This window comes from Variovorax brevis (genome assembly GCF_030317105.1).
In the GTDB taxonomy this organism is placed as follows: domain Bacteria; phylum Pseudomonadota; class Gammaproteobacteria; order Burkholderiales; family Burkholderiaceae_C; genus Variovorax; species Variovorax brevis.
This window is the reverse complement of record NZ_JASZYG010000008.1, coordinates 158,719-178,363: the sequence shown is the minus strand read 5'-3', so window position 1 is coordinate 178,363 and position 19,645 is coordinate 158,719. Positions and strand designations below refer to the sequence as shown.

Below are 19,645 nucleotides of genomic sequence, written 5' to 3'. Positions count from 1 at the left end.
AGTTCGTTCATTTCCTGGCCGGCTTTTGCCAGCGAGATGCGGGATTTGCGACCATTCAGGTCACAAACGCCGACACTAAAGGCGTGACTGACGAGAAATGTCGGCACCCGCATGGAGCGCCGCAATTCATTGGCTACGCCATGAAGCCCAGATCCCGTGGATAGGCAAGACCGTTGGCCGTACCGCCATAGGTCCTCAGGTTCGGGACCACATCCGCCAGATTCGCGGCCGACACACCAAACCACCTTGCCAGCGTCGCAGCGTATTGATCGACCGACGTCGTCGGAATCAGGCGGCCCTGGCCGATGTGCCCCTCGTAGCCTTCATGGTTCGGCAGGTTGCTGATGTTCACCACCGGCGCATGACCGTAGATCCTTTGCTTGCCCTTGACCGTACCGCCGACGATGAAGTGATGGCCACCCCAACCGTGATCGGAGCCATCGCCGTTGGAGGTCAACGTGCGGCCGAAGTCCGAAGCCGTGAACTGCGTGACCTGATCCGCCAGCCCCTGGGCCACCATCTCCTCATGGAATGCCGACATCGCGTCGCTCAGGCTGCCAAGCAGGCCAGCCTGTCGGGCGACGAGATTGTCGTGCAAGTCAAAGCCGCCCATTCCCACCATGAAAACCTGGCGCTTGACACCCAACACCGATCGACCACGAATGAGGCGCGCAACCATCGCCAGCTGTGACGCGAGACTGTTGCCGGCTGGAAAGGCACCCGAAGCATGGGGCGCCCCGATGGCCGAAGTGGCCGTGCCTTCCGCAGCGACCGAGCGCCGGGTCACCCGGCTGTATTCGTTCTCCAGCGCATGGCCGCTCGCCTGTTGCACCAATTGCGCCATGGCCGCTTTCACGGACGACGAACCGAAGGGAACATATTTCATCGCGCTGATTGCGATGGCTCCATTGGTGCCGATCTGGTAGTGCGCCGCGGTATCCCCCGAAAGAAAAACGGTGTTGCCGGTGACGGAAATGCAGGTAAAGAGCGCGCCCGTGTTTTGAGCAAGGGCGAGTTCGCCCATATTGCCGCCCCATCCCACTTTCGATCCTTGCGGCGACGAAGCCTGCCACACGGCCTGCTGGTCGATGTGCGACAGCAGCTTTGGCGGAACTCTTCTTGACCCGGCCACAAACTGGGCGCGCGTGATGGGCTCGACGAGTGGCCCCGCGTTGAGCAGCACGCCGACCTGGCCCTTGTTGAAGAGCCTTGCGAGCGAGGTCATCGAAGGGTGGAGTGCGTATTGCCGCCCCTCCGGCAGCGGCGTCGTCGGATCCAGCCGCGTGGCCTCCAGGGCGGCCTTGCCGATTGCGATGCCGCCGGCGCCTTGGCCAGCGCCGCCGCCACGAATCATGCTGTAGGCGTTGTAGCTGGGGTCGTCGTACGTGATGACGGTGTTGGCGTAGTCACTGCCGCCATAGAGGTACACGCAGACCAGCGCCTTGTAGTCGCTGTCGGCGGTCTGCGCCGCCGCGTCAGCGACAGAGGCAAGATTGAGCGCGAAGGGCAGCGCTGTGCCTGCCATGGCGAGCTGGCCCGAACGGCGCAGGAAGGCGCGGCGAGTGTGGCCTTGGGGGTCGATCAAATGCATGGTGCGCTCCTCATTTCTGGACCAGGTATTCGGGCGAGGCCATCACCAGCAGCACCGCGGCGTAGACGCGGTTGAGCTTGGTGGCATCGGTGCTCGCTGCATTCACCGCAGGCGTGGCCAGCGCATTGACGATGAGCGCCTGCGTGGCGGCTGAAAGCTGGTTGGCGCACAGGACAAGGTTCAGCCGCGCCACAAGGGCCGACGGGTCCAGCACCAACGCCTTTTCGGCTGCATAGCTCGCCGTGATGTCCTTCGCATCGATGCCGTTGAGCAGCACGCTCTGCATGTAGTTGAGGTAGCCACTCACGCTGACCTCGTTCACCAGTTCGAATTCCGGCGCCGCGAGGCCTGTGCTTGCGAATGCGGCCGATGCTGGTGTGTAGCCGGGCCGGAAGAAGTTGAAGACCGAGGGCGAGCGCAGCGGACTCTGCCCGAGCCTGGCGCTGGCATCGGAGGTGTTGCCCACGTGCCAGTGGCCCTTGGCCGAGGTGGCCCCGAAGGTGCGCGCCCATTGCACCAGCCGCAGCATCGGCTCGCGCAGTCGCCCGTAGTGGGGATCGGTGAGACCTGCAGGCCCGCGCGCCTCGTTGTCCATCAGGACGGCGGCAAAGACGCTTTTCATGTCGCCGCGCACACCCTTGCCGTTGTCCGCGAAAACAGCCGCCACGCGGCCCACGTACTCCGCACCGGGATTGCTCGTCACCAACCGCTGGATGAGTTGCCTGCCGATGAAGGGGCCGACGTTGGGATGGTGGAAGAGCGCATCGAGTGCGATCTTCAACGCCACCTTGCCCTCGGTGTTGGCGGGCACGGTGACCCCGAGAAAATTCGCCGCCAGCATCGAATGCTTCGCCGCATTGAGCGCCATCGGCCGGGTGGTCCAGCCATTGGAATCGATCTTCGTCGTCTGGCCGGGCAGCGTGAAGGCGCTGCGCTCGGCCGCGGCAATGTCGACGTCGTAGCCGGTGAAGACGCGCGCCAGGTTCATCACGTCGTCCTGGGTACAGGTGTCGATCGGTGCGCCGTCGCTGCCGAGCCGCACGTTTCCTTTGGCGTCGAGTTGATGCAGCCCGATGCTCATCAGTTGCATGAGTTCGCGCGCGAAGTTCTCGTCCGGTTGGCGGCCTTGCGCGTTTTCCTTCTGGTTGCCCCTGGTGTTGAGGTAGTGGCCCATCGCGGGGTTGAGCGTGATGTCCTCGAGCAGCGTCCGGAAGTTTCCAGTCACGCCCGCCACCAGGGTGTCCCAATACTGCGCCATGAGGTATTCCGGCCAGCTCGTGACCATTTCGGCGCCCGAGACCACGAAGATCTCGCTGAGCGCCAACGCCAGCCGCTTGCGCAGGCCATCGGGCGACGCCATGAGCTGCGACCACACCATGTTGTCAAAGGTGACGGTCTTGTAGCCCTTGCTGGCGACCCAGTCCCAGCCGGTCTGGGTCTTGGGCGCATCCAGTTGCATCGCCAGCCAAGGGAGGTAGCCCTGGCTGCGCACCGCTGCGATGTCCGCATCAGTGGCCCAGGCCTGCGCCTGCAGCAGGAATCGCGCCGCCTCCTCATCGTTGCGGGGCGTGAGATAGGCGTAGGTTGATGCCGTGTGCGTATCGTGCAGCGGCGCCAGCGATCCGGCATTGGCGCTGCTTTCGGCCAGCGCATGCGAAAGGGTCGGCTGCCCGGTTTTGCCGGCAGTGTTTGCGTGAGCGCCATCCGCCGCACCGCTGCCGGTGCCGCCACCACCACCACCGCCACCACCGCCGCACGCAGTCAGCACCGCGGCGGACGCCCCGAGCATGGCGCTCAGCGACATGCGACTGCCCGTTTCACCTGCACCTTGCGATTCGAAGGCGCGCACTTGCGCTTCGATCGTGCAGGCACGATCGGTCTCGGAAAACTCCACCATGGACTCCCTTTGGTACCGGGTGCGAAGGCACCCCCGACGCTTGAGGCCGGTGCCACGTGGGTGGCTGACCGACCTCGGCGGCGACTCTAAGTGGGAGAAATTCGGGGTCTGTAAGGCCCAGTGACTTTTACAGTCCCTGACACACAGTACAGGCCCGCGCGGGCCCGAACGCCAGGATCAGGCGCGCGCCGCTTCGAGTTCGTCGCGCGTGCGCGTTGCCTGGCGGCGGGCGGCCTCGGCGAAGTCGTCGCCCGACGACGAATAAATCACTGCGCGTGATGAATTGACGATGATCGGCGCATCCGGCCGCCAGCCGGCCTTGACAGTGGCGACCGCATCGCCTCCTTGCGCGCCCACGCCGGGGATCAGCAGCGGCAACGTGGGCGCCAGCGCACGCACGCGCTCGATCTCCGCAGGGTAGGTCGCGCCCACGACGAGGCCCAGTTGGCCGTTCAGATTCCACGGCCCCTGCGCCAATTGGGCAACATGTTCATACAACAAGGGCTCGCCCGGCACGCTGGCCAGGCGCTGCGCCTGCAGGTCGTCGCCGCCCGGGTTACTGGTGCGGCACAGCAGGAAGGCGCCCTTGCCTTCATATTTGAGATAGGGCGACACCGAATCGAATCCCATGAAGGGCGAAAGCGTGACCGCATCCGCCCCGTAGCGCTCGAAGGCCTCGATGGCGTACTGCTCGGCGGTGGACCCGATGTCGCCGCGCTTGGCGTCCAGAATGACCGGCACATGCGGTGCGTTGCGGCGCATGTGTTCCATGAGCTTTTCCAGTTGGTCTTCCGCCCGGTGCGCCGCAAAGTAGGCAATCTGGGGCTTGAAGGCGATCACCAGGTCGGCGGTGGCATCGACGATGCGGGCGCAGAAGTCATAGATTCGGGTCGCGTCGCCCTTGAGGGCACCCGGAAATCGCGTGGGTTCCGGATCGAGGCCGACGCACAGCATCGAGCGGTTTTGCTGGGCGGCACCGCGCAGCTGTTCAAGGAAAGTCATGCCGGGATTTTAGGCGGCACCCCTTTTTCGAGCGGCGCCGTCGGACGCTCTGTTGACGCTCTAACTCGCGCCGCGCTCAAACACTGCCGCCGCAAGGCACAGGTCGGCCCACGCCTTGGACTTGTCCGCACCGGCGCGCAGCAGGTACGCCGGGTGGTAAGTCGCAACCACGTGGGCGCCCGGCAGCAACGCCAGCGGCACGACTTCGCCGCGCAGCTTGCCGATCGGCCCGGCGCGCTGCAGCAGGCTCTGCGCAGCCAGCGGACCCAGGGCCAGTACCACGCGCGGCGAGAGCGGTTCCATTTGCGGCGCGAATGCCTCTTCGAAGGGCCGTGGCAATCCGTCGCCCGCCGAGGTGGTGCCACGGTGTGTCCGCACCAGATGCACAGGCGCGGCGCCACTGTGGAGTTGCAGGGCGCGCAGCATGTTGTCCAGCAAGCGGCCTTCGTCGCCGTCGAAGGGTGCGGCATAACGGCCGAGCGTGTCCGGCGCCATGTCGGCGACGATCAGCCAGCCACCGCGGACTGCTTCGTCCTGGCCGCCGTAGAGACGCCGCGGCGCATCGACCAGCACGCCGGAGGCGCCTTGCGACGCGGCTGTGACGGGTTGGCGGGTTGGTGCAGCGGAAGGTGCGGGCGGCGCCTTGGGCTCCTCCACCGGTTCGGGCCTCGACGGCGCAGGCGGATCGCGCACGGGCACGGGGCGCGGTTCAGGCTCCTTGACGGGCGGCTCTGTCGCAGCAAAGGCGGTCGGCGTCTCCGGCCACCAGACCTTGATGCCCATCGCCTCCAGCATCTCGCGTTGACGCTTGTCGAGGTTCAGCGTATTCGGGGCCGTCACGAGGTCTGTCATTTCAGTGCGCCCCAGGCGGTTCCGGTCTCGTCCAGCCGCAGGCTCATGACGACAGCGTCTTCCCGGCGGTTTTCCAGCGCGGGGTAGTAGCCCTTGCGAACGCCCACGCGGCGGAATCCGTTGCGCGTGTAGATGTCGATGGCGCGCTGGTTGCTGGCGCGCACCTCCAGCCACAGCCACAGGGCAGCTTGCGAACGCGCCCAGCCGGCAAGTGCTTCGAGCATCAGGGGCGCCCAGCCTTGACGCTGGTGCGCCGGCGCGACGGTGATGTTGAGCAGGTGCACCTCGTCCACGCCCTTCATCGCCACGAAATAGCCCAGCAGGGTGTCGCCGGCGATCAGCATCTGGCAGTGGTAGCCCACGCTCAGCGAATCGGTGAAGTTGGCGCGCGTCCACGGGTGGGTGTAGGCGCTGTTTTCAATCGCGCAGACGGCGTCGAGCCAATCCATGGTGATGGGCTCGAGGCGGGCTTCGAAGGACTGGAGGATGGCGCTCATGCTGCTGGATGCTTGGCCGCGGCCCGTTCTGCCGTGGTTTGCGCCACTTTATCGCGAACGTAGAGAGGCCATGCATCCGACGGCGCCACCGTGCAGCCGGCGGCCAGCAGGGCGGGGGCCAGCCGCAGCATCGCCGCCGCGCCCGGCAGGGCCGGATGGCGCGCGGCCGCAGCCGGCAGACGCTCGCCGTAGGCATCGAAGGCGTTGCCGGCCAGCACCCAGCCTGCCGGCACCTGGACCTCTTCCGGCGCCAGCAGTCGGGGCTCGGCGTCGCAAGCGCCATCTCCGCTGAAGTCATACGGCGCCGCGTAGACCTGATCCATGCGCGCATCGAGCACCGCCACCACGCGGTCCACGCCGAAACGATGGCGCGCATCTTCGGCCACGGCATGCAGCGTGTCGATGGGCAGCAGCGGCACGCCCGCGCCAAAGCCCAGCCCCTGCGCCACCGAGCAGGCCGTGCGCAATCCGGTGAAGGAGCCCGGTCCCCGCCCGAAGGCGATGGCGTCGAGGTCGCGCAGTCGCAGGCCCGCCTCGGCCAGCAGCGACTGGATTGCGGGAATCAGCGTGCTGGACGCCTGCGCGCCGCCGGCGCTGTTGCGTTCGACGACGTCGTCGCCATGGCGCAAGGCCACGGACAGGGTTTCCGTGCTGGTGTCGAAGGCCAGAAGCCGTACGGCCGTCATGCGTCGGCCTGCCCCGCCACGCGCGGCACGCTGGCGGCCGCCGCAACCTTGCCGGCGGCAGCTTTCTGCACCCCGAACAGGATGCCCGCCGTGACCAGCAGCAAGCCGGCGATCAGGTTCCAGTAAAGCGGCTCATCCAGGAAAATCACCGCGCCCAGCGCCGAAAGGCCCGGAACGACGGCCGTGATCATGGTCGAGCGCACCGGCCCGAAGTGCTGGATCATCCGCGTGAACGTGATGCCAGAAATCACCACCGAGCCAACGCCCTGGAAGAACATCTGAAAGGCGAACTCACCCCAGGGCGCGGTGCCGATGTGGGAGTTGACCCATCCCGCCGCGATGATCAGCAGGTACACCGGCACATAGGTCATGAAAGCAAAAACGGTCAGCGCGATGGTGGCGCGCACCGCGTCGAGCCCGTGGCGCCGCGCCAGCACGCTGTAGCAGGCCCAGCAAAAGGCAGCGCTCATGAAAAGCAGGTCGCCCTTCCATACCTCGCCGCCCTCAAAGGCGTTCAGCAGGCTGCGCCCACCCACGAGCAGATCCCCCGCCACGATGAGGGCCAGGCCCAGCGCCCGTGCAGGCGTGATGCGGTCGCGCAGGAACCATGCGGCCAGCAAGGCGGTCCACAACGGCAGGCTCCCGGGCATGAGCACCGAAGCGTGCGCCGCCGGCGCGTAGAAAAAACCGGCGTACGCCAACACGGCATAGGCCACGCCGCCCAGCGCACCCGCAATGGCGGTGATGCGAAGCGGCAGCGGCGACAGGCCGAAGAGCGAGCCCGCCGCAGGATCGGTCCGGCGCGCCTTCGTCACCAGCCAGAAGCCTGCTGGCAGCAGGAACAGGCTGGCGCCGCAGACGCGCGCAAAGGTGATGTCGAAGGGCGTCAGCGATCGGGCGGCCGATGCGCGGGCGATGACGATGAAGGCGGTCCACACCACGACGGTGATGACTGCCGCACCGATGCCGATAGCGCGGGGCGAAAGGCGGGTCGACGAAGGGGTGGCGGGCATCCTGCCGATTATCGAGGCCGGGATAATCCGGCGCATGCCCACGGCCTATTCCCTGTTTGCCCCGTCTGACCCGATTGCCCGGTTTGCCCGGTTTGCGCAATTCACGCGGCGCGCCGTCGCGGCGCTGGCGCTCGGCTTTTTCAGCCATGCAAGCCTCTCGCAGGCGCAAGTCTTGCCGCGCGAGGTCGATGCCGCCCTGGCCCGCGCCAAGGTGCCTCGCGAGGCCGTCACGATGCTGGTGGCCGACGTCGATGAGCAACGCCCGCCCCGCCTGGCTTGGCGCTCGCAGGAAAAGGTCAACCCGGCCTCCGTGATGAAGCTGGTGACCACCTATGCGGCGCTGGACCTGCTCGGCTCGGCCTTCACCTGGTCGACGCCGGTGTACGTCGAGGGGCCCATCCAGGGCAACACGCTCGAAGGCAACCTCTACATCAAGGGCAGCGGCGATCCCACGCTGGTGCTCGAGCGCCTCTGGCTCTTGCTGCGCCGCGTGCAGGGCCTGGGCATCAAGACGATCAACGGCGACATCGTGCTCGACCGCAGTGCCTTCGACACCGGCGAGCCCGATCCGGGTGCCTTCGACGGCCGGCCGCTCAAGTCGTACAACGCGGGCGCCGACGCGCTGCTGATCAACTTCAAGTCGGTCGTGATGACTTTCATGCCCGATCCGAACGGGCAACTGGCGCACGTGACCTACGATCCGCCGCTGGCCGGCGTCACGACGCAGGCCACGGTGCCGATCGCGCCGTCTGCCAGCGGCGGCTGCGGCGACTGGCGAACGCAGTTGCGTGCCGATTTCAAGGCGACGCGCATGCAGTTCGGCGGCAGCTTTCCCTCTGGCTGCGGTGAATTGACCTGGGCGCTGGCGTACCCCGAGCCGCGCAGCTTTGCCGCCCGTGCCATCGGCGGCATGTGGGGCGAGATGGGCGGCCAGATCAAGGGGCAGGTGCGCGAAGGCCGCGTCCCTGCCGGGTTGACGGCCGTCTTCGAAGCAAGCTCACCACCGCTGGCCGAAGTGATCCGCGACATCAACAAATACAGCAACAACGTGATGGCCGACCAGCTCTTCCTCACGCTGGGGCTGCAAAGCAAGCGCAAGGGCAACTTCGACAGTGCGCGCGCCACCGTGCGCCAGTGGTGGAACGACCGCATCGGCACCGGCCAGGGCCAGCCGGTGATCGACAACGGCTCGGGCCTGTCGCTCGAGGGGCGCGTCACTGCCGAGGGATTGGGACGGATGCTGCAGGTTGCCTGGCGCTCGCCGGCGATGCCGGAGTTGATGTCTTCGCTGCCCATCGTCGGCGTCGACGGCACGCTGCGAAAGCGCGCGCTGCGCTCGGGCGCGGCGGCGCATCTCAAGTCGGGGACGATGCCCGAAGCGGGCGTGGCCGGGGTCGCCGGCTATGTGGATGGTGCCAGTGGGAGGCGCTACGTGCTCGTCGCCATCGCCAACCACGCCAATGCAGCCGCAGCGCGCAATGCCTTCGATGCGCTGGTGGACTGGACGGCGCAAGACAACTGATCGGCCACTTCCTTGGCCACGCCGCTATGCCTCGCGGCGGCGCGCGCAATTTGCGAAACAGCAGGATCGGCGCGCTCGAAGGCCTCGAAGTTGCGTCATTCGATCGCAGTGACGGGGCGCACGAGTCGCTTTTCTTCAGGACGCAGCAGCGCGTTGCAGCCGGTCGCGCACGCCTTCCCAGTCGTGCGTGTCGGGCGGCGTCTCGACCCAGATGAGCTTGACGCCCTGCGCGTCAAAGTCGCGCAGCACCGCAAAAAGAAGCTGCGCAGTCGCGGCCGCATCGTCCGGCATGCGCCGCAGCACCACGCGTGACGAGCGGCTCTTGAGCGGTGCGCGCGACCACACGGCGATGTGCGCGGCATTGGCACCCAGCACCTCCAGCCCAGTCTGCATCGCCTTGGCGTCCATCAGGCGCACCTTGGCGCTTGGCGCGTAGTGCGCGTCGAGCGTGCCGGAAGCGCGTGGATCGGGCGCGGAAAGGTCGTTCTTGTCGCGCAGCTTCTCGCCGCACGCCGCCTCGATCTGCTCGCGGGTGATCACGCCGGGGCGCAGCAGCACCGGCACGCCGCGGCTGCAGTCGACGATGGTCGATTCGATGCCCACTTCGCAGGCACCACCGTCGACGATTAGCAATTCGTCGCCGAACTCGTCGTGCACGTGCGCCGCCGTGGTCGGGCTCACGCGCCCGAAGCGATTGGCGCTCGGACCCGCCACACCCGCCACGCCATGCTCGGCGCACGCCACCAGGAGCGCCTGCGCCACCGGATGCGAAGGACAGCGCAGGCCAATGGTGTCCTGTCCGCCGGCAGCCGCCGCGCCCACGCCGGACTGGCGCGCCGCGATCAAGGTGAGCGGACCGGGCCAGAAGGCATGCACCAGGTCCATTGCAAAGGGCGGCAAGGGCAGCGCAAAGCGCGACAGCGCCTCGTCGCCCTTCTCGCCCGCGCACACATGCACGATCAGCGGATGATCGCTCGGCCGGCCCTTGGCCTTGAAGATGCCGGCGACGGCCGCGTCGTTGGTCGCATCGGCGCCCAGCCCGTAGACGGTTTCCGTCGGAAAGGCGACCAACCCGCCCGCACGCAGCACGCGTGCTGCTTCTTCGATGGCACCGGGCGACTGCCCGTCAAGAATCATGACGCTCAGGCCACGAAAGGCGACGGCAGGCCGAGCAAGTCGGCGGCGCGCTCGGCCGTGGCGCGCACGGCGTCGATGGTGGGCGCTGTGATGTTGAGGTGCCCCATCTTCCGGCCGCGGCGCGCATCTTCCTTGCCATAGAGATGCAAATGAGCGCCGGGCAGCGCCAGCACCTCTGCCCACGGCGGCACCACCGCGTTGGGGCCCTTGGCAAACCACAGGTCGCCCATGAGGTTCAGCATGATCGCAGGGCTGTGCTGGCGCGGCGCCATCAGCGGCAGCCCGGCCAGCGTGCGCACCTGCAGGTCGAACTGCGACAGGTCGCAGGCGTCGATGGTGTAGTGCCCGCTGTTGTGCGGTCGCGGCGCCATTTCGTTGACGACCAGCGAGCCGTCCTGCAACACGAAGAATTCGACGCACAGCACGCCGACATAGTCGAGGCCCTTGGCCAGTGCCATGGCCGAATCGACCGCGCGCTGGGCCACGTCCGGCGGCATGTTTTCTTCATGCGCCTGCGTCACGGCAAGAACGCCATCGCGATGCAGGTTGCGCTGCGGCCGGAAGTGGACGGCGGAGCCGTCGCGGCCACGCGCCACGATCACCGAGCATTCATAGGACAAGGCAAGGCGCTTTTCCAGCACGCAGGGCACTTCGCCGGCTGATTTCCATGCGGCGGACAACTCGGGACGCGTTGCCACGCGCTGCTGGCCCTTGCCGTCATAGCCCATGCGCGCAGTCTTGAGGATGCCGGGCAACAGCTGGTCTTCCACCGCCGACAGCTGGCTCGCCGTTTCGATGACGGCATAGGGCGCGCAGGGCACGCCGCAGCTCTGGAAATGCGCCTTTTCGCGAACGCGGTCCTGCGCGATGGACACCGCTTCGGCCGACGGCGACACCGGCAGGTCACCCGACAGCGATGCGAGCGCCCGGGCCGGCACGTTTTCAAACTCGGTGGTCACGGCATCGGACAAGCGCGACAGCCGCGCCAGACCGTCGCCGTCCAGGTAGTCGGCATGGATGTGGTGGTGGCTCACGCGGCCCGCGGGGCTGTCCGCGTCCGGATCGAGCACCACGGTGAAGTAGCCGGTCTGCTGCGCGGCATGCACGAACATGCGCCCCAGCTGGCCGCCACCCAGAACGCCCAGCGTCGAGCCGGGCAGCAGCGGCTGTTTGGATATCACAAGGCACCTCCGCCTTGCGGCGTGAATGGCGAGACATTGTCTTCACCGGGGGGCGGCAAGGTCATCGCGCTTGCCGCCGCGGTCTGCGTGGCGCGGAATGCGTCGAGTTGCTTGCGCAGCGCCGGGTTGCCAACCGCCAGCATGGCCACTGCAAACAGCGCCGCATTCGCCGCGCCCGCGGTGCCGATGGCAAAGGTCGCAACCGGAACGCCCTTGGGCATCTGGACGATGCTGTAGAGTGAATCGACGCCCTGCAGGTGGCGGCTTGCGACCGGCACGCCGAGCACGGGCACCGTCGTCTTGGAGGCCAGCATGCCGGGCAGGTGGGCCGCGCCGCCGGCACCGGCGATGATCGCCGAGAGGCCGCGGGTGGCCGCATGGGAGGCGTAGGCGAACAATTCGTCGGGCATCCGGTGGGCCGACACAACGCGTGCTTCGTGGGCAATGCCGAATTGCTGGAGAATCTCGACCGCGTGGCGCATCGTCTCCCAATCGGAGTTCGAGCCCATCACGACGCCGACCTGAATTGTTTGGTTCATGGTCCCAATTTTACGTTTCACCCTCCGCTGCGTCCGATGATTGACATCACTCTCGACAACTTTCAGGCCGATCTCATCGACGGCTCCGCGACGACGCCGGTCCTGCTGGACATCTGGGCCGAATGGTGCGGACCGTGCAAGCAGCTCGGTCCCGTGCTCGAAAAGCTGGAAGTCGAATACGCCGGCCGCTTCACGCTGGCCAAGCTCGACGCCGACAAGGTGCCGCAGATTTCGCAGCAGCTTTCGCAGATGTTCGGCGTGCGCAGCATTCCGTTTTGCGTCATGTTCGTGGGCGGCCAGCCCGTGGACGGTTTCGTGGGCGCCATTCCGGCCGACCAGATTCGCCAGTTCCTGGACAAGCATGTGCCCGCCGCGAATGAAGCCGAAGCCGCCCAGGTGGAAGACGAAGCCACCGCTGCGCTGGCCGAAGGCGACACCGAAGGCGCCCTCGAAAGGCTGCAGCAAGCCGTGGCCACCGATCCGGCCAACGATGACACCCGCTTCGACTACGTCAAGCTGCTGCTGCAGGAACGCCGCGACGATGACGCCAAGGTCGCGTTCGCGCCGGTGATCAGCAAGACGTCGCTGGTGCGCAGGTTCGACGCGCTGCAGCGCTGGATGGACGCGATCGACTTCGCGCATCCGGTGACCGGCGCCGCGCCTGTGCTGGCCGACCTCGACGCGAAGATCGCCGCCGCCAAGCGCGACTTCCAGGCACGCTTCGACCGCGCCCGCCTGCTGATGGCATCGCAGCAATGGACCGACGCCATGGACGAACTGCTCGAGATCCTGATGCGCGACAAGAGCTGGAGCGAGGAACTCGCGCGAAAGACCTGCGTGGCCATCCTCGAAATCATCGAGCCGCCCAAGGTCAAGGTTGCCGATGGCCAGATCCCGCCGGCCGACCCAGTCGTGTCGACCTACAGGCGCCGGCTGAGCAGCGTGGTCCTGAGCTGATCCGGTAGTCCTGAACGAGCCCGGTCCAGGGCAATGGACGACGCCTTTGCCCATGCCCGCGGCCGTCTGACGCTACGATGGCGCCCAAACAGCCATTGTTGGACAAGGACATGCCATGCACTTCCTCGCACGCTTCGCCTTCTGCCGCGCGGCACTGCCCCTTGTCCTGGCCTTCGCCGTTTCCGGGTGCAGCAGCGTGAGCCTGGATGAGCCGATCGAAGCGCGCACCTGGCGGCTGGCCAGCATCGATGAGCAGCCTGTCATTCCGAGCCAGGACCCACAGCAAAGCGCGCAGATCTCCTTCGATGGCGCCAACAAGCGCGTGACCGGCTCGGGTGGCTGCAACCGGATCACCGGCAGCTACCTTCGCACCGGCGCCCAGCTCAAGATCGGACCGCTGGCGTCCACGCGCATGGCCTGCATCGATGCCGGGCGCGGCCAGCTGGAGGCCCGCTTTCTTGCCGCGCTGCAAGCCACGACCAGCTACAGCATCTCCGGCAACGAGTTGATCCTGCTCGACGCGCGCGGGCAGACGCTGGCCAAGCTGGACGGCAGCGCCCGCTGAACCTGACAGGCGCTGGACAGCCCGCCAACGGTCACCAGCGGGCCGGCAGATCCTTGAGCAACACGATCTGGCGCTGGACGACGTCCAGGTAGCCGCCGGCCTCCAAGTCCTTGAGCAGGCGGCTCACCATCTCTCGCGAACAGCCGATCTCGCTGGCAATGGCCTGATGGGTCAGGCGCTCGGCAATGACTCGCGCGCCGTCTTCACGCAATTGGGCGCGTTGCTCCAGCATGGCGCGCAGGCGGCTGTAGACGTCGAGCAGGGCGATGCTGCGGGCGCTTTCGGTGGCGAGCCGGGCGCGCCGGATCAACCGCTGCACCAGCGCCAAGGCGAAGTCGGGGTCGTTGGCAATGTGGTGCAGCACGGTTTCGCGCGTGACCACGGCACACAGGGTGGGCTCGACCGCCTGCACGCTCGCCGAGCGCTTGCCGCCATCCAGGGACATCTCGCCGACGTATTCGCCCGGCCCGTGCAGGCCCAGCGTGATCTCGCGCCCGCGGGAATCCGACACGAAGGCACGCAGCCGGCCCGAGAGCACGACGTAGATGGCGTCGCCCGTCTCACCCTCTTCGATGATCACGGTGTTGGTGCGAAAGCGCCGCTGAACCCCAAGGGCCGCCAGCCGATCGACGGGTGGCGAAAGTGCAGGAGGCGGCGCGGGCGAGGCCGCGGCGGCGAGACGCAAGGCAAGCGACGGCATGCGCGGACTATATAGCCCGCTTGCGCGCCGTGGCCTCCGCAAACACCCCGTTGGGGCTGACCCGAACGCGGCCAAGGCCGCAGGGCACCCTGAAGTGCCCGGCCTCGCCGCGACCTGTTCGGCCCCGCTGTCAGTCGCGCACGTTGATCCTGAGCGCCGAAACCACCTGCGGCATGCGCGCCAGGCGATGGACGATCTCGCGCACGCTGTTGGCGCCCGTCTTCTCGCGCACGCTCTTGATGTGCGTGCGAACGGTGGAAACGCAGATGCCCTGCAGGCCCGCGATTTCCTCGGCACGGTGGCCGTCGCACAGCTGGCGCAGCACGTCCTGCTCGGCGCGCGTGAGGCGATTGGCGCGGGCGAACATCTGCATGGTCAGCGTCGCGCAGTTTTGACGCTTGCTGCACATCACCAGCACGCTGTCGATCGGGCCGCCATGGAACGAAGCCATCGGAATGAAGGCGAGCGACAGCGGGCTGCTGTCGTGCTCCAGCTCCACGATGCTGCGGCAATCGCGCGCCGCGTCCTTGAGCGCCTGGCGGATCTGGCATTGCCGGCCGGTGTCGCTGCCCGCGAGGAGGCCGTCGACGTTGCACAGCGCATGCGCGGAAGCCAGTTCGCAGCGGGCCGGATGGTTGGCGTGAAGGATTCGCCCCGTGAGATCGACCAGCAGCAGGCCGTGGTCAATCTCGTCGAGCACGCGGGCGAAGATGCCAGCCATCAGGCCGTCGGGCGGCAGGGTCGTGACCTGCGGCGCCGCGGCGACAGGGGTGGAGGGAACCCGGATTTCGCTTGTTATTTCCATCACGCTCTCCTCATCAAGAAAGATGATGAAAGTATGGAAAAGTGTTGCCTAAATGGGCGGTGAGTATTGCCGCGCGCTTTGTGATCTATTTACATTTCCGGCGCCAGCGGCCGGACGCGCAGTTAATCGGTGAGGCGTTGCAGCGCTTCGCGGTACTTGGCGGCGGTCTTTTCGACGACATCCGCCGGCAGGCGTGGCGCGGGGGGCGTCTTGTCCCAGGGCTTGCCATTGAGGCGCACGGCCTCCAGCCAGTCGCGCACGAACTGCTTGTCGTAGCTGGGCGGATTGGCGCCGGCTGCGAGCGCCGCTTCGTAGCCTTCGACGGGCCAATAGCGCGAACTGTCGGGTGTCAGCACCTCATCCATCAGCACCAGCGTGCCGTTTTCGTCCAGGCCGAACTCGAACTTGGTGTCGGCAATGATCATGCCCTTGGCCAGCGCGATCTCGGCTGCTGTTTCGTAGATGGCGATGCTCGTCTCGCGGATCTCGTTGGCCAGCTTGGGGCCGACGACCTCGACCACGCGGTCATACGAGATGTTCTCGTCATGTTCGCCGGCCTGCGCCTTGGCCGCCGGCGTGAAGATGGGGCGCGGCAGCTTGCTGGCGTTGGTCAGGCCTTCGGGCAGGGGCACGCCGCACACAGAGCGGCTTTCCTGGTATTCCTTCCAGCCGCTGCCCGCGAGATAGCCGCGCACCACCGCCTCGATGGGCAGGGGCTTCAGGCGCTTGACCAGCATCGAGCGGTCCTTGACCTGCGGCACTTCCTCGGGCGTGACGGCGCTTTCGGGCGCGTCGCCGGTCAGGTGATTGGGGCACAGGTGCCCCAAGCGCTCGAACCACCACAGCGCCATCTGCGTGAGGATCACGCCCTTGCCCGGAATCGGCTCGCCCATGATCACGTCGAAGGCCGACAGGCGATCGCTCGCCACCATCAGGATGCGGTCGTTGCCAACTGCATAGTTGTCTCGCACCTTGCCGCGCGCAAGCAGAGGCAGGCTGTTGATGGAGGACGTGTGTACGGTGGTCATGGCAGTGTCAGACGGGGTTCGATGGCCGCAAGGGCTGGGTAGGCACAGATTGTGGCAATAAAAAAGCCGCCCGGGCGGGCGGCCTTTTTGCAAGATGGTCGCGAAATCAGACCACCGCTTGCGCGAGCTCGCCCTTGGCGTACTTGGCCGCCACGACTTGCAGCGTCTCGCCCTTGATCTTCAGGCCCTGGCCTTCGCAACCGAATTCCAGGTAGCGCTGCTTGCAGATCTGCTTGGCCGCTTCACGTGCAGGCTTGAGCCATTCGCGGGCGTCGAACTTCTCGGGGTTCTCGGCCAGGAACTTGCGCACCGCGCCGGTCATGGCCAAGCGGATGTCGGTGTCGATGTTGATCTTGCGCACGCCGTGCTTGATGGCCTCCTGGATTTCCTCGACCGGCACGCCGTAGGTTTCCTTCATGTTGCCGCCGTACTGGCGAATGATGGCCAGCAGCTCCTGCGGCACGCTCGACGAACCGTGCATCACCAGGTGGGTGTTGGGAATGCGGCGGTGGATTTCCTTGATGCGGTCGATCGCCAGGATGTCGCCGGTGGGCTTGCGGGTGAATTTGTAGGCGCCGTGGCTGGTGCCAATGGCGATGGCCAGCGCGTCGATCTGCGTGCGCTTGACGAAGTCTGCCGCTTGCTCAGGGTCGGTCAACAGTTGCTCGCGCGTCATGGTCGCGTCGGTGCCGTGGCCGTCTTCCTTGTCGCCCTTCATGGTTTCCAGCGAGCCCAGGCAACCCAGTTCGCCTTCGACGGTGACGCCCACGCGGTGGGCCATGTCCGAGACCTTCTTGGTGGTCTCGACGTTGTATTCGTAGCTGGCGATGGTCTTGCCGTCGGCTTCGAGCGAGCCGTCCATCATGACCGAGCTGAAGCCCAGGTCGATGGCGCCCTTGCACACGTCGGGGCTCTGCCCGTGGTCCTGGTGCATGACCAGCGGCACGGTGGGATAGGCCTCGATGGCCGCCATGATCAGGTGCTTGATGAAGGCTTCGCCGGCGTATTTGCGGGCACCTGCGCTGGCTTGAAGGATGACGGGAGCGCCGACTTCCTTGGCAGCCTCCATCACGGCCTGAACCTGTTCCAGGTTGTTGACATTGAAGGCCGGGATGCCGTAGCCGTTGGCTGCAGCATGGTCGAGCAGTTCGCGCATCGAGACGAGTGCCATGGATATACCTCGTGGAGATCTTGGATACAAATGGGGGACAACTGAGGCGATTCTACCGAGCCCCCTTGTCGGAAAGGGATGATTCGAGACCGATGAAGTCCAGGATCGGCGGAAGCACAGGTCCCCCGATCCATTCAAGGGGCGCGGCGACTTCGCCGATGAGCGTCATATGGTTGAGGTCGTCGAACTCGCGCAACTGCACTTCGACGCCCGCGGCGCGCAGCTTTGCGGCCATCTGGCCGGTGTTCCGGTCGGGGTCGACCACCTTGTCCGGCCGGGCGGCCATGAGGAGTGCGCGCGGGGACGCGGCGGACGCATGCGCCAGAGGTTGCGATTCGCGGGGAAGCTGGGGCCAGTTGAAGGCCACCCTCACCTTGGGGTTATCGCTGGGCAGGAAGTCATAGGGCCCCGCCAGCGCAATCCAGCCTGCCAGTTGACTGGGGCTTGCCCCGAGGGCGGAGAGCCAGCGCGCGTCGAGCGCGACCATGGCCGCGTTGTACCCGCCGGAGCTGTGGCCCATGACGTAGACCTTTTTCGGGTCTGCGCCGAGCCGGGCGGCGTTGTCGATGCCCCACTTCACGGCGAGCGCGCTGTCCTGGACGAAGACGGGGTACGTCGCCTGGGGCGACAGCCGGTAGTCCGCGATCACGGTCACCGCGCCGCGCAACGCCAGCGCCTCGCCCACGAAGCGGTATTCCGCCCGCTCACCACTGGACCAAGTGCCACCGTAGAAGAAAACGACCAGCGGGCGCGTGCCTTCCGCCGGCATTCGCCCCCCCAAGGGGCGGTAGACGTCGAGTTGCTGGCGCGGCGCCGAGCCATAGGCCACGCCCTGCTCCAGCCTGTAGGTGTCGCTGGGCACCAGCGCGTCGAGGATTTTGAGCGGCGAGCAGGCAGCGAGAAGTGCCGAGCCTGCAAGCAGGGCGGCGGAAACAAGCCGCGGAAAGGTCTGGCGTGCGTTCATGCGAGCGATACGCACGCGCAGCCCCTTCAGACCACAGGGCAAGCCCCCGGAATCAGCCGACCGTGCAGATCTTCAGCATGTTGGTGCCCCCGGGCGCACCCATCGGCTCGCCGCAGGTGATGGCGTAGACATCGCCCGCCTGCACGATGCCGCGGCGCTTCAGGTGCGCCTCGGCCTGTTCCAGCGCGGTGTCGCGGTCGGTCTGCGAGTCCATCAGGAGCGGGCGGACGTTGCGGTAGAGCGCCATCTTGCGCTGCGTGGACAGCCGCGAGGTCAGGGCATACATCGGGATGTGCGCCCGATGGCGGCTCATCCACAGCGGCGTGGAGCCCGACTCGGTCAAGGCGACGATGGCCTTCGCGCCCAGTCGTTGCGCGGTAAAGAGCGCGCCCATGGCAATGGTCTGGTCGATGCGGTTGAAGGACTGGCCGCTGAAGTCAGCGTCGAGCTTGAGGTCTTCCGCCGCCTCGGCCGCTTCGCAGATGCGGCTCATTTCCTGCACCGTTTCCAGCGGGAAGCGGCCGGAGGCCGTCTCGGCGCTCAGCATCACGGCATCGGTGCCGTCGAGCACGGCGTTGGCCACGTCGCTCACCTCGGCGCGCGTCGGCACGGGGTTGGTGATCATCGACTCCATCATCTGCGTGGCGGTGATGACGACCTTGTCCATCTCGCGGGCCATGCGGATCATTTTTTTCTGCAGCGCAGGCACGGCCGCATTGCCGACTTCCACCGCCAAGTCGCCGCGGGCCACCATGATGCCGTCGCTGGCGCTCAGGATTTCTTCCAGCTTGGGAATGGCCTCGGCGCGCTCGATCTTGGCGATCAGGCCCGGCTTGTGGCCAAACTCGGCCGCCGCGACGTTGCACAGCTGGCGTGCCATTTCCATGTCGGTCGCGTTCTTGGGAAAGCTGACGGCCACGTAGTCCGCCTGGAAGCTCATCGCGGTCTTGATGTCTTCCATGTCCTTGGCGGTCAGGGCCGGCGCCGTGAGGCCGCCGCCCTGCTTGTTGATGCCCTTGTTGTTGGAGAGGTCGCCGCCCAGGCGCACCGTGGTGTGCACCGCGTCGCCCTTGACGGCGTCGACGGTGAGCACGATGAGGCCGTCGTTGAGCAGCAGGCTGTCGCCCGGTTTCACGTCGCGCGGCAGGTCCTTGTAGTCCAGGCCCACGGCGTTCACGTCGCCCAGTTCGGTGCGCGACGCGTCGAGCACGAATTTGGCGCCGGGCTCCAGATGCACCTTGCCTTCGGCGAACTTGCCGACGCGGATCTTCGGGCCCTGCAGGTCCGCCATGATCGCGATCTCGCGTCCGGCGCGGCGTGCCGCCTCCCGCACCATGGCCGCGCGGTCGATGTGGTCCTGCGCGGTGCCGTGGCTGAAGTTGAGCCGCATCACGCTCACCTTGTGATGAATCATCTGCTCGATCAGCTCTACCGTGTTGGTGGCAGGGCCGAGGGTGGCGACGATCTTGGTGGCGTGACGGGGAAGGCGGGCGGTGGCCATGGACGTTGTCTCCTGTGTGACTTTGGCTTTCTACTCG

Annotated in this window: 19 protein-coding genes; 3 read left to right on the top strand and 16 right to left on the bottom strand. The window is 66.7% G+C overall.

The genetic code is table 11. The features are described 5' to 3' along the window. Positions 1-133: 133 nt before the first annotated feature. The 7 genes from QTI66_RS24720 to QTI66_RS24690 all read right to left on the bottom strand — a co-directional run bounded on the left by QTI66_RS24720 (position 134) and on the right by QTI66_RS24690 (position 7,538). Positions 134-1,591, bottom strand: coding sequence for a DUF1501 domain-containing protein (locus QTI66_RS24720; RefSeq protein WP_286562694.1), 1,458 nt, complete (start codon positions 1,589-1,591; stop codon positions 134-136). A 10-nt stretch (positions 1,592-1,601) separates the two neighbouring features. Continuing rightward, entirely contained in the window at positions 1,602-3,488 is a 1,887-nt protein-coding gene (locus tag QTI66_RS24715; RefSeq protein WP_286562692.1) for a DUF1800 domain-containing protein, read from the bottom strand. A gap of 177 nt (positions 3,489-3,665) precedes the next feature. Then, positions 3,666-4,490: an orotidine-5'-phosphate decarboxylase gene (pyrF, locus tag QTI66_RS24710; protein WP_286562691.1), complete on the bottom strand. Its 825-nt coding sequence runs from the start codon at positions 4,488-4,490 to the stop codon at positions 3,666-3,668. A 60-nt stretch (positions 4,491-4,550) separates the two neighbouring features. Next, the gene (locus tag QTI66_RS24705; RefSeq protein ID WP_286562690.1) at positions 4,551-5,330 is read right to left on the bottom strand and encodes a uracil-DNA glycosylase family protein; all 780 of its coding nucleotides are present in this window, start codon (positions 5,328-5,330) and stop codon (positions 4,551-4,553) included. A gap of 8 nt (positions 5,331-5,338) precedes the next feature. Beyond that, complete coding sequence (gene rimI, locus QTI66_RS24700; protein WP_286562689.1) at positions 5,339-5,839, bottom strand: ribosomal protein S18-alanine N-acetyltransferase; 501 nt, start codon at positions 5,837-5,839, stop codon at positions 5,339-5,341. Next, positions 5,836-6,525, bottom strand: a complete 690-nt coding sequence (gene tsaB, locus QTI66_RS24695) for a tRNA (adenosine(37)-N6)-threonylcarbamoyltransferase complex dimerization subunit type 1 TsaB (protein ID WP_286562688.1) — start codon at positions 6,523-6,525, stop codon at positions 5,836-5,838. Before tsaB ends, rimI begins: the two co-directional genes overlap by 4 nt. Then, the gene (locus tag QTI66_RS24690) at positions 6,522-7,538 is read right to left on the bottom strand and encodes a DMT family transporter (protein WP_286562687.1); all 1,017 of its coding nucleotides are present in this window, start codon (positions 7,536-7,538) and stop codon (positions 6,522-6,524) included. The genes tsaB and QTI66_RS24690 overlap by 4 nt, the downstream gene beginning before the upstream one ends. 34 nt (positions 7,539-7,572) lie before the next feature. Between QTI66_RS24690 and dacB the strand changes: the two genes are divergently transcribed. Next, complete coding sequence (dacB, locus tag QTI66_RS24685; protein ID WP_286562686.1) at positions 7,573-9,060, top strand: D-alanyl-D-alanine carboxypeptidase/D-alanyl-D-alanine endopeptidase; 1,488 nt, start codon at positions 7,573-7,575, stop codon at positions 9,058-9,060. Between the two features lie 135 nt (positions 9,061-9,195). On the opposite strand, the gene QTI66_RS24680 is transcribed toward dacB, so the two are convergent. Genes QTI66_RS24680 through purE form a run of 3 tightly spaced genes read right to left on the bottom strand, consistent with a single transcriptional unit; the run spans position 9,196 to position 11,917 of the window. Further along, positions 9,196-10,197 carry an L-threonylcarbamoyladenylate synthase gene (locus tag QTI66_RS24680; RefSeq protein ID WP_286562684.1) on the bottom strand — a complete coding sequence of 334 codons (1,002 nt, stop codon included), beginning with the start codon at positions 10,195-10,197 and terminating at the stop codon, positions 9,196-9,198. Positions 10,198-10,202: 5 nt separating this feature from the next. Then, on the bottom strand, positions 10,203-11,378 hold the full coding sequence (locus tag QTI66_RS24675; protein WP_286562682.1) for a 5-(carboxyamino)imidazole ribonucleotide synthase: 1,176 nt from the start codon (positions 11,376-11,378) through the stop codon (positions 10,203-10,205). Further along, complete coding sequence (gene purE, locus QTI66_RS24670) at positions 11,375-11,917, bottom strand: 5-(carboxyamino)imidazole ribonucleotide mutase (RefSeq protein ID WP_286562680.1); 543 nt, start codon at positions 11,915-11,917, stop codon at positions 11,375-11,377. Before purE ends, QTI66_RS24675 begins: the two co-directional genes overlap by 4 nt. Positions 11,918-11,953: 36 nt before the next feature. Between purE and QTI66_RS24665 the strand changes: the two genes are divergently transcribed. After that, entirely contained in the window at positions 11,954-12,874 is a 921-nt protein-coding gene (locus tag QTI66_RS24665; protein WP_286562679.1) for a tetratricopeptide repeat protein, read from the top strand. Positions 12,875-12,989: 115 nt separating this feature from the next. Then, on the top strand, positions 12,990-13,439 hold the full coding sequence (locus QTI66_RS24660; protein ID WP_286562678.1) for an META domain-containing protein: 450 nt from the start codon (positions 12,990-12,992) through the stop codon (positions 13,437-13,439). A 31-nt stretch (positions 13,440-13,470) separates the two neighbouring features. Here QTI66_RS24660 and QTI66_RS24655 read toward each other — a convergent pair whose 3' ends face one another. From QTI66_RS24655 to pyk, 6 genes are all read right to left on the bottom strand, one after another. Then, on the bottom strand, positions 13,471-14,139 hold the full coding sequence (locus QTI66_RS24655) for a Crp/Fnr family transcriptional regulator (protein WP_286562676.1): 669 nt from the start codon (positions 14,137-14,139) through the stop codon (positions 13,471-13,473). 130 nt (positions 14,140-14,269) lie between these two features. Then, entirely contained in the window at positions 14,270-14,944 is a 675-nt protein-coding gene (locus QTI66_RS24650; RefSeq protein WP_286562675.1) for a helix-turn-helix transcriptional regulator, read from the bottom strand. Between the two features lie 122 nt (positions 14,945-15,066). Next, the gene (locus tag QTI66_RS24645; RefSeq protein WP_286562674.1) at positions 15,067-15,972 is read right to left on the bottom strand and encodes a phosphoribosylaminoimidazolesuccinocarboxamide synthase; all 906 of its coding nucleotides are present in this window, start codon (positions 15,970-15,972) and stop codon (positions 15,067-15,069) included. A gap of 106 nt (positions 15,973-16,078) precedes the next feature. Beyond that, positions 16,079-17,143 (bottom strand): class II fructose-bisphosphate aldolase, encoded by a 1,065-nt coding sequence (fba, locus tag QTI66_RS24640; protein WP_286562672.1) that lies wholly within the window; start codon positions 17,141-17,143, stop codon positions 16,079-16,081. A gap of 52 nt (positions 17,144-17,195) precedes the next feature. After that, complete coding sequence (locus QTI66_RS24635) at positions 17,196-18,122, bottom strand: alpha/beta hydrolase (RefSeq protein ID WP_286562670.1); 927 nt, start codon at positions 18,120-18,122, stop codon at positions 17,196-17,198. Between the two features lie 37 nt (positions 18,123-18,159). Then, positions 18,160-19,608: a pyruvate kinase gene (gene pyk, locus QTI66_RS24630; protein WP_286562668.1), complete on the bottom strand. Its 1,449-nt coding sequence runs from the start codon at positions 19,606-19,608 to the stop codon at positions 18,160-18,162. Positions 19,609-19,645 lie beyond the last annotated feature (37 nt).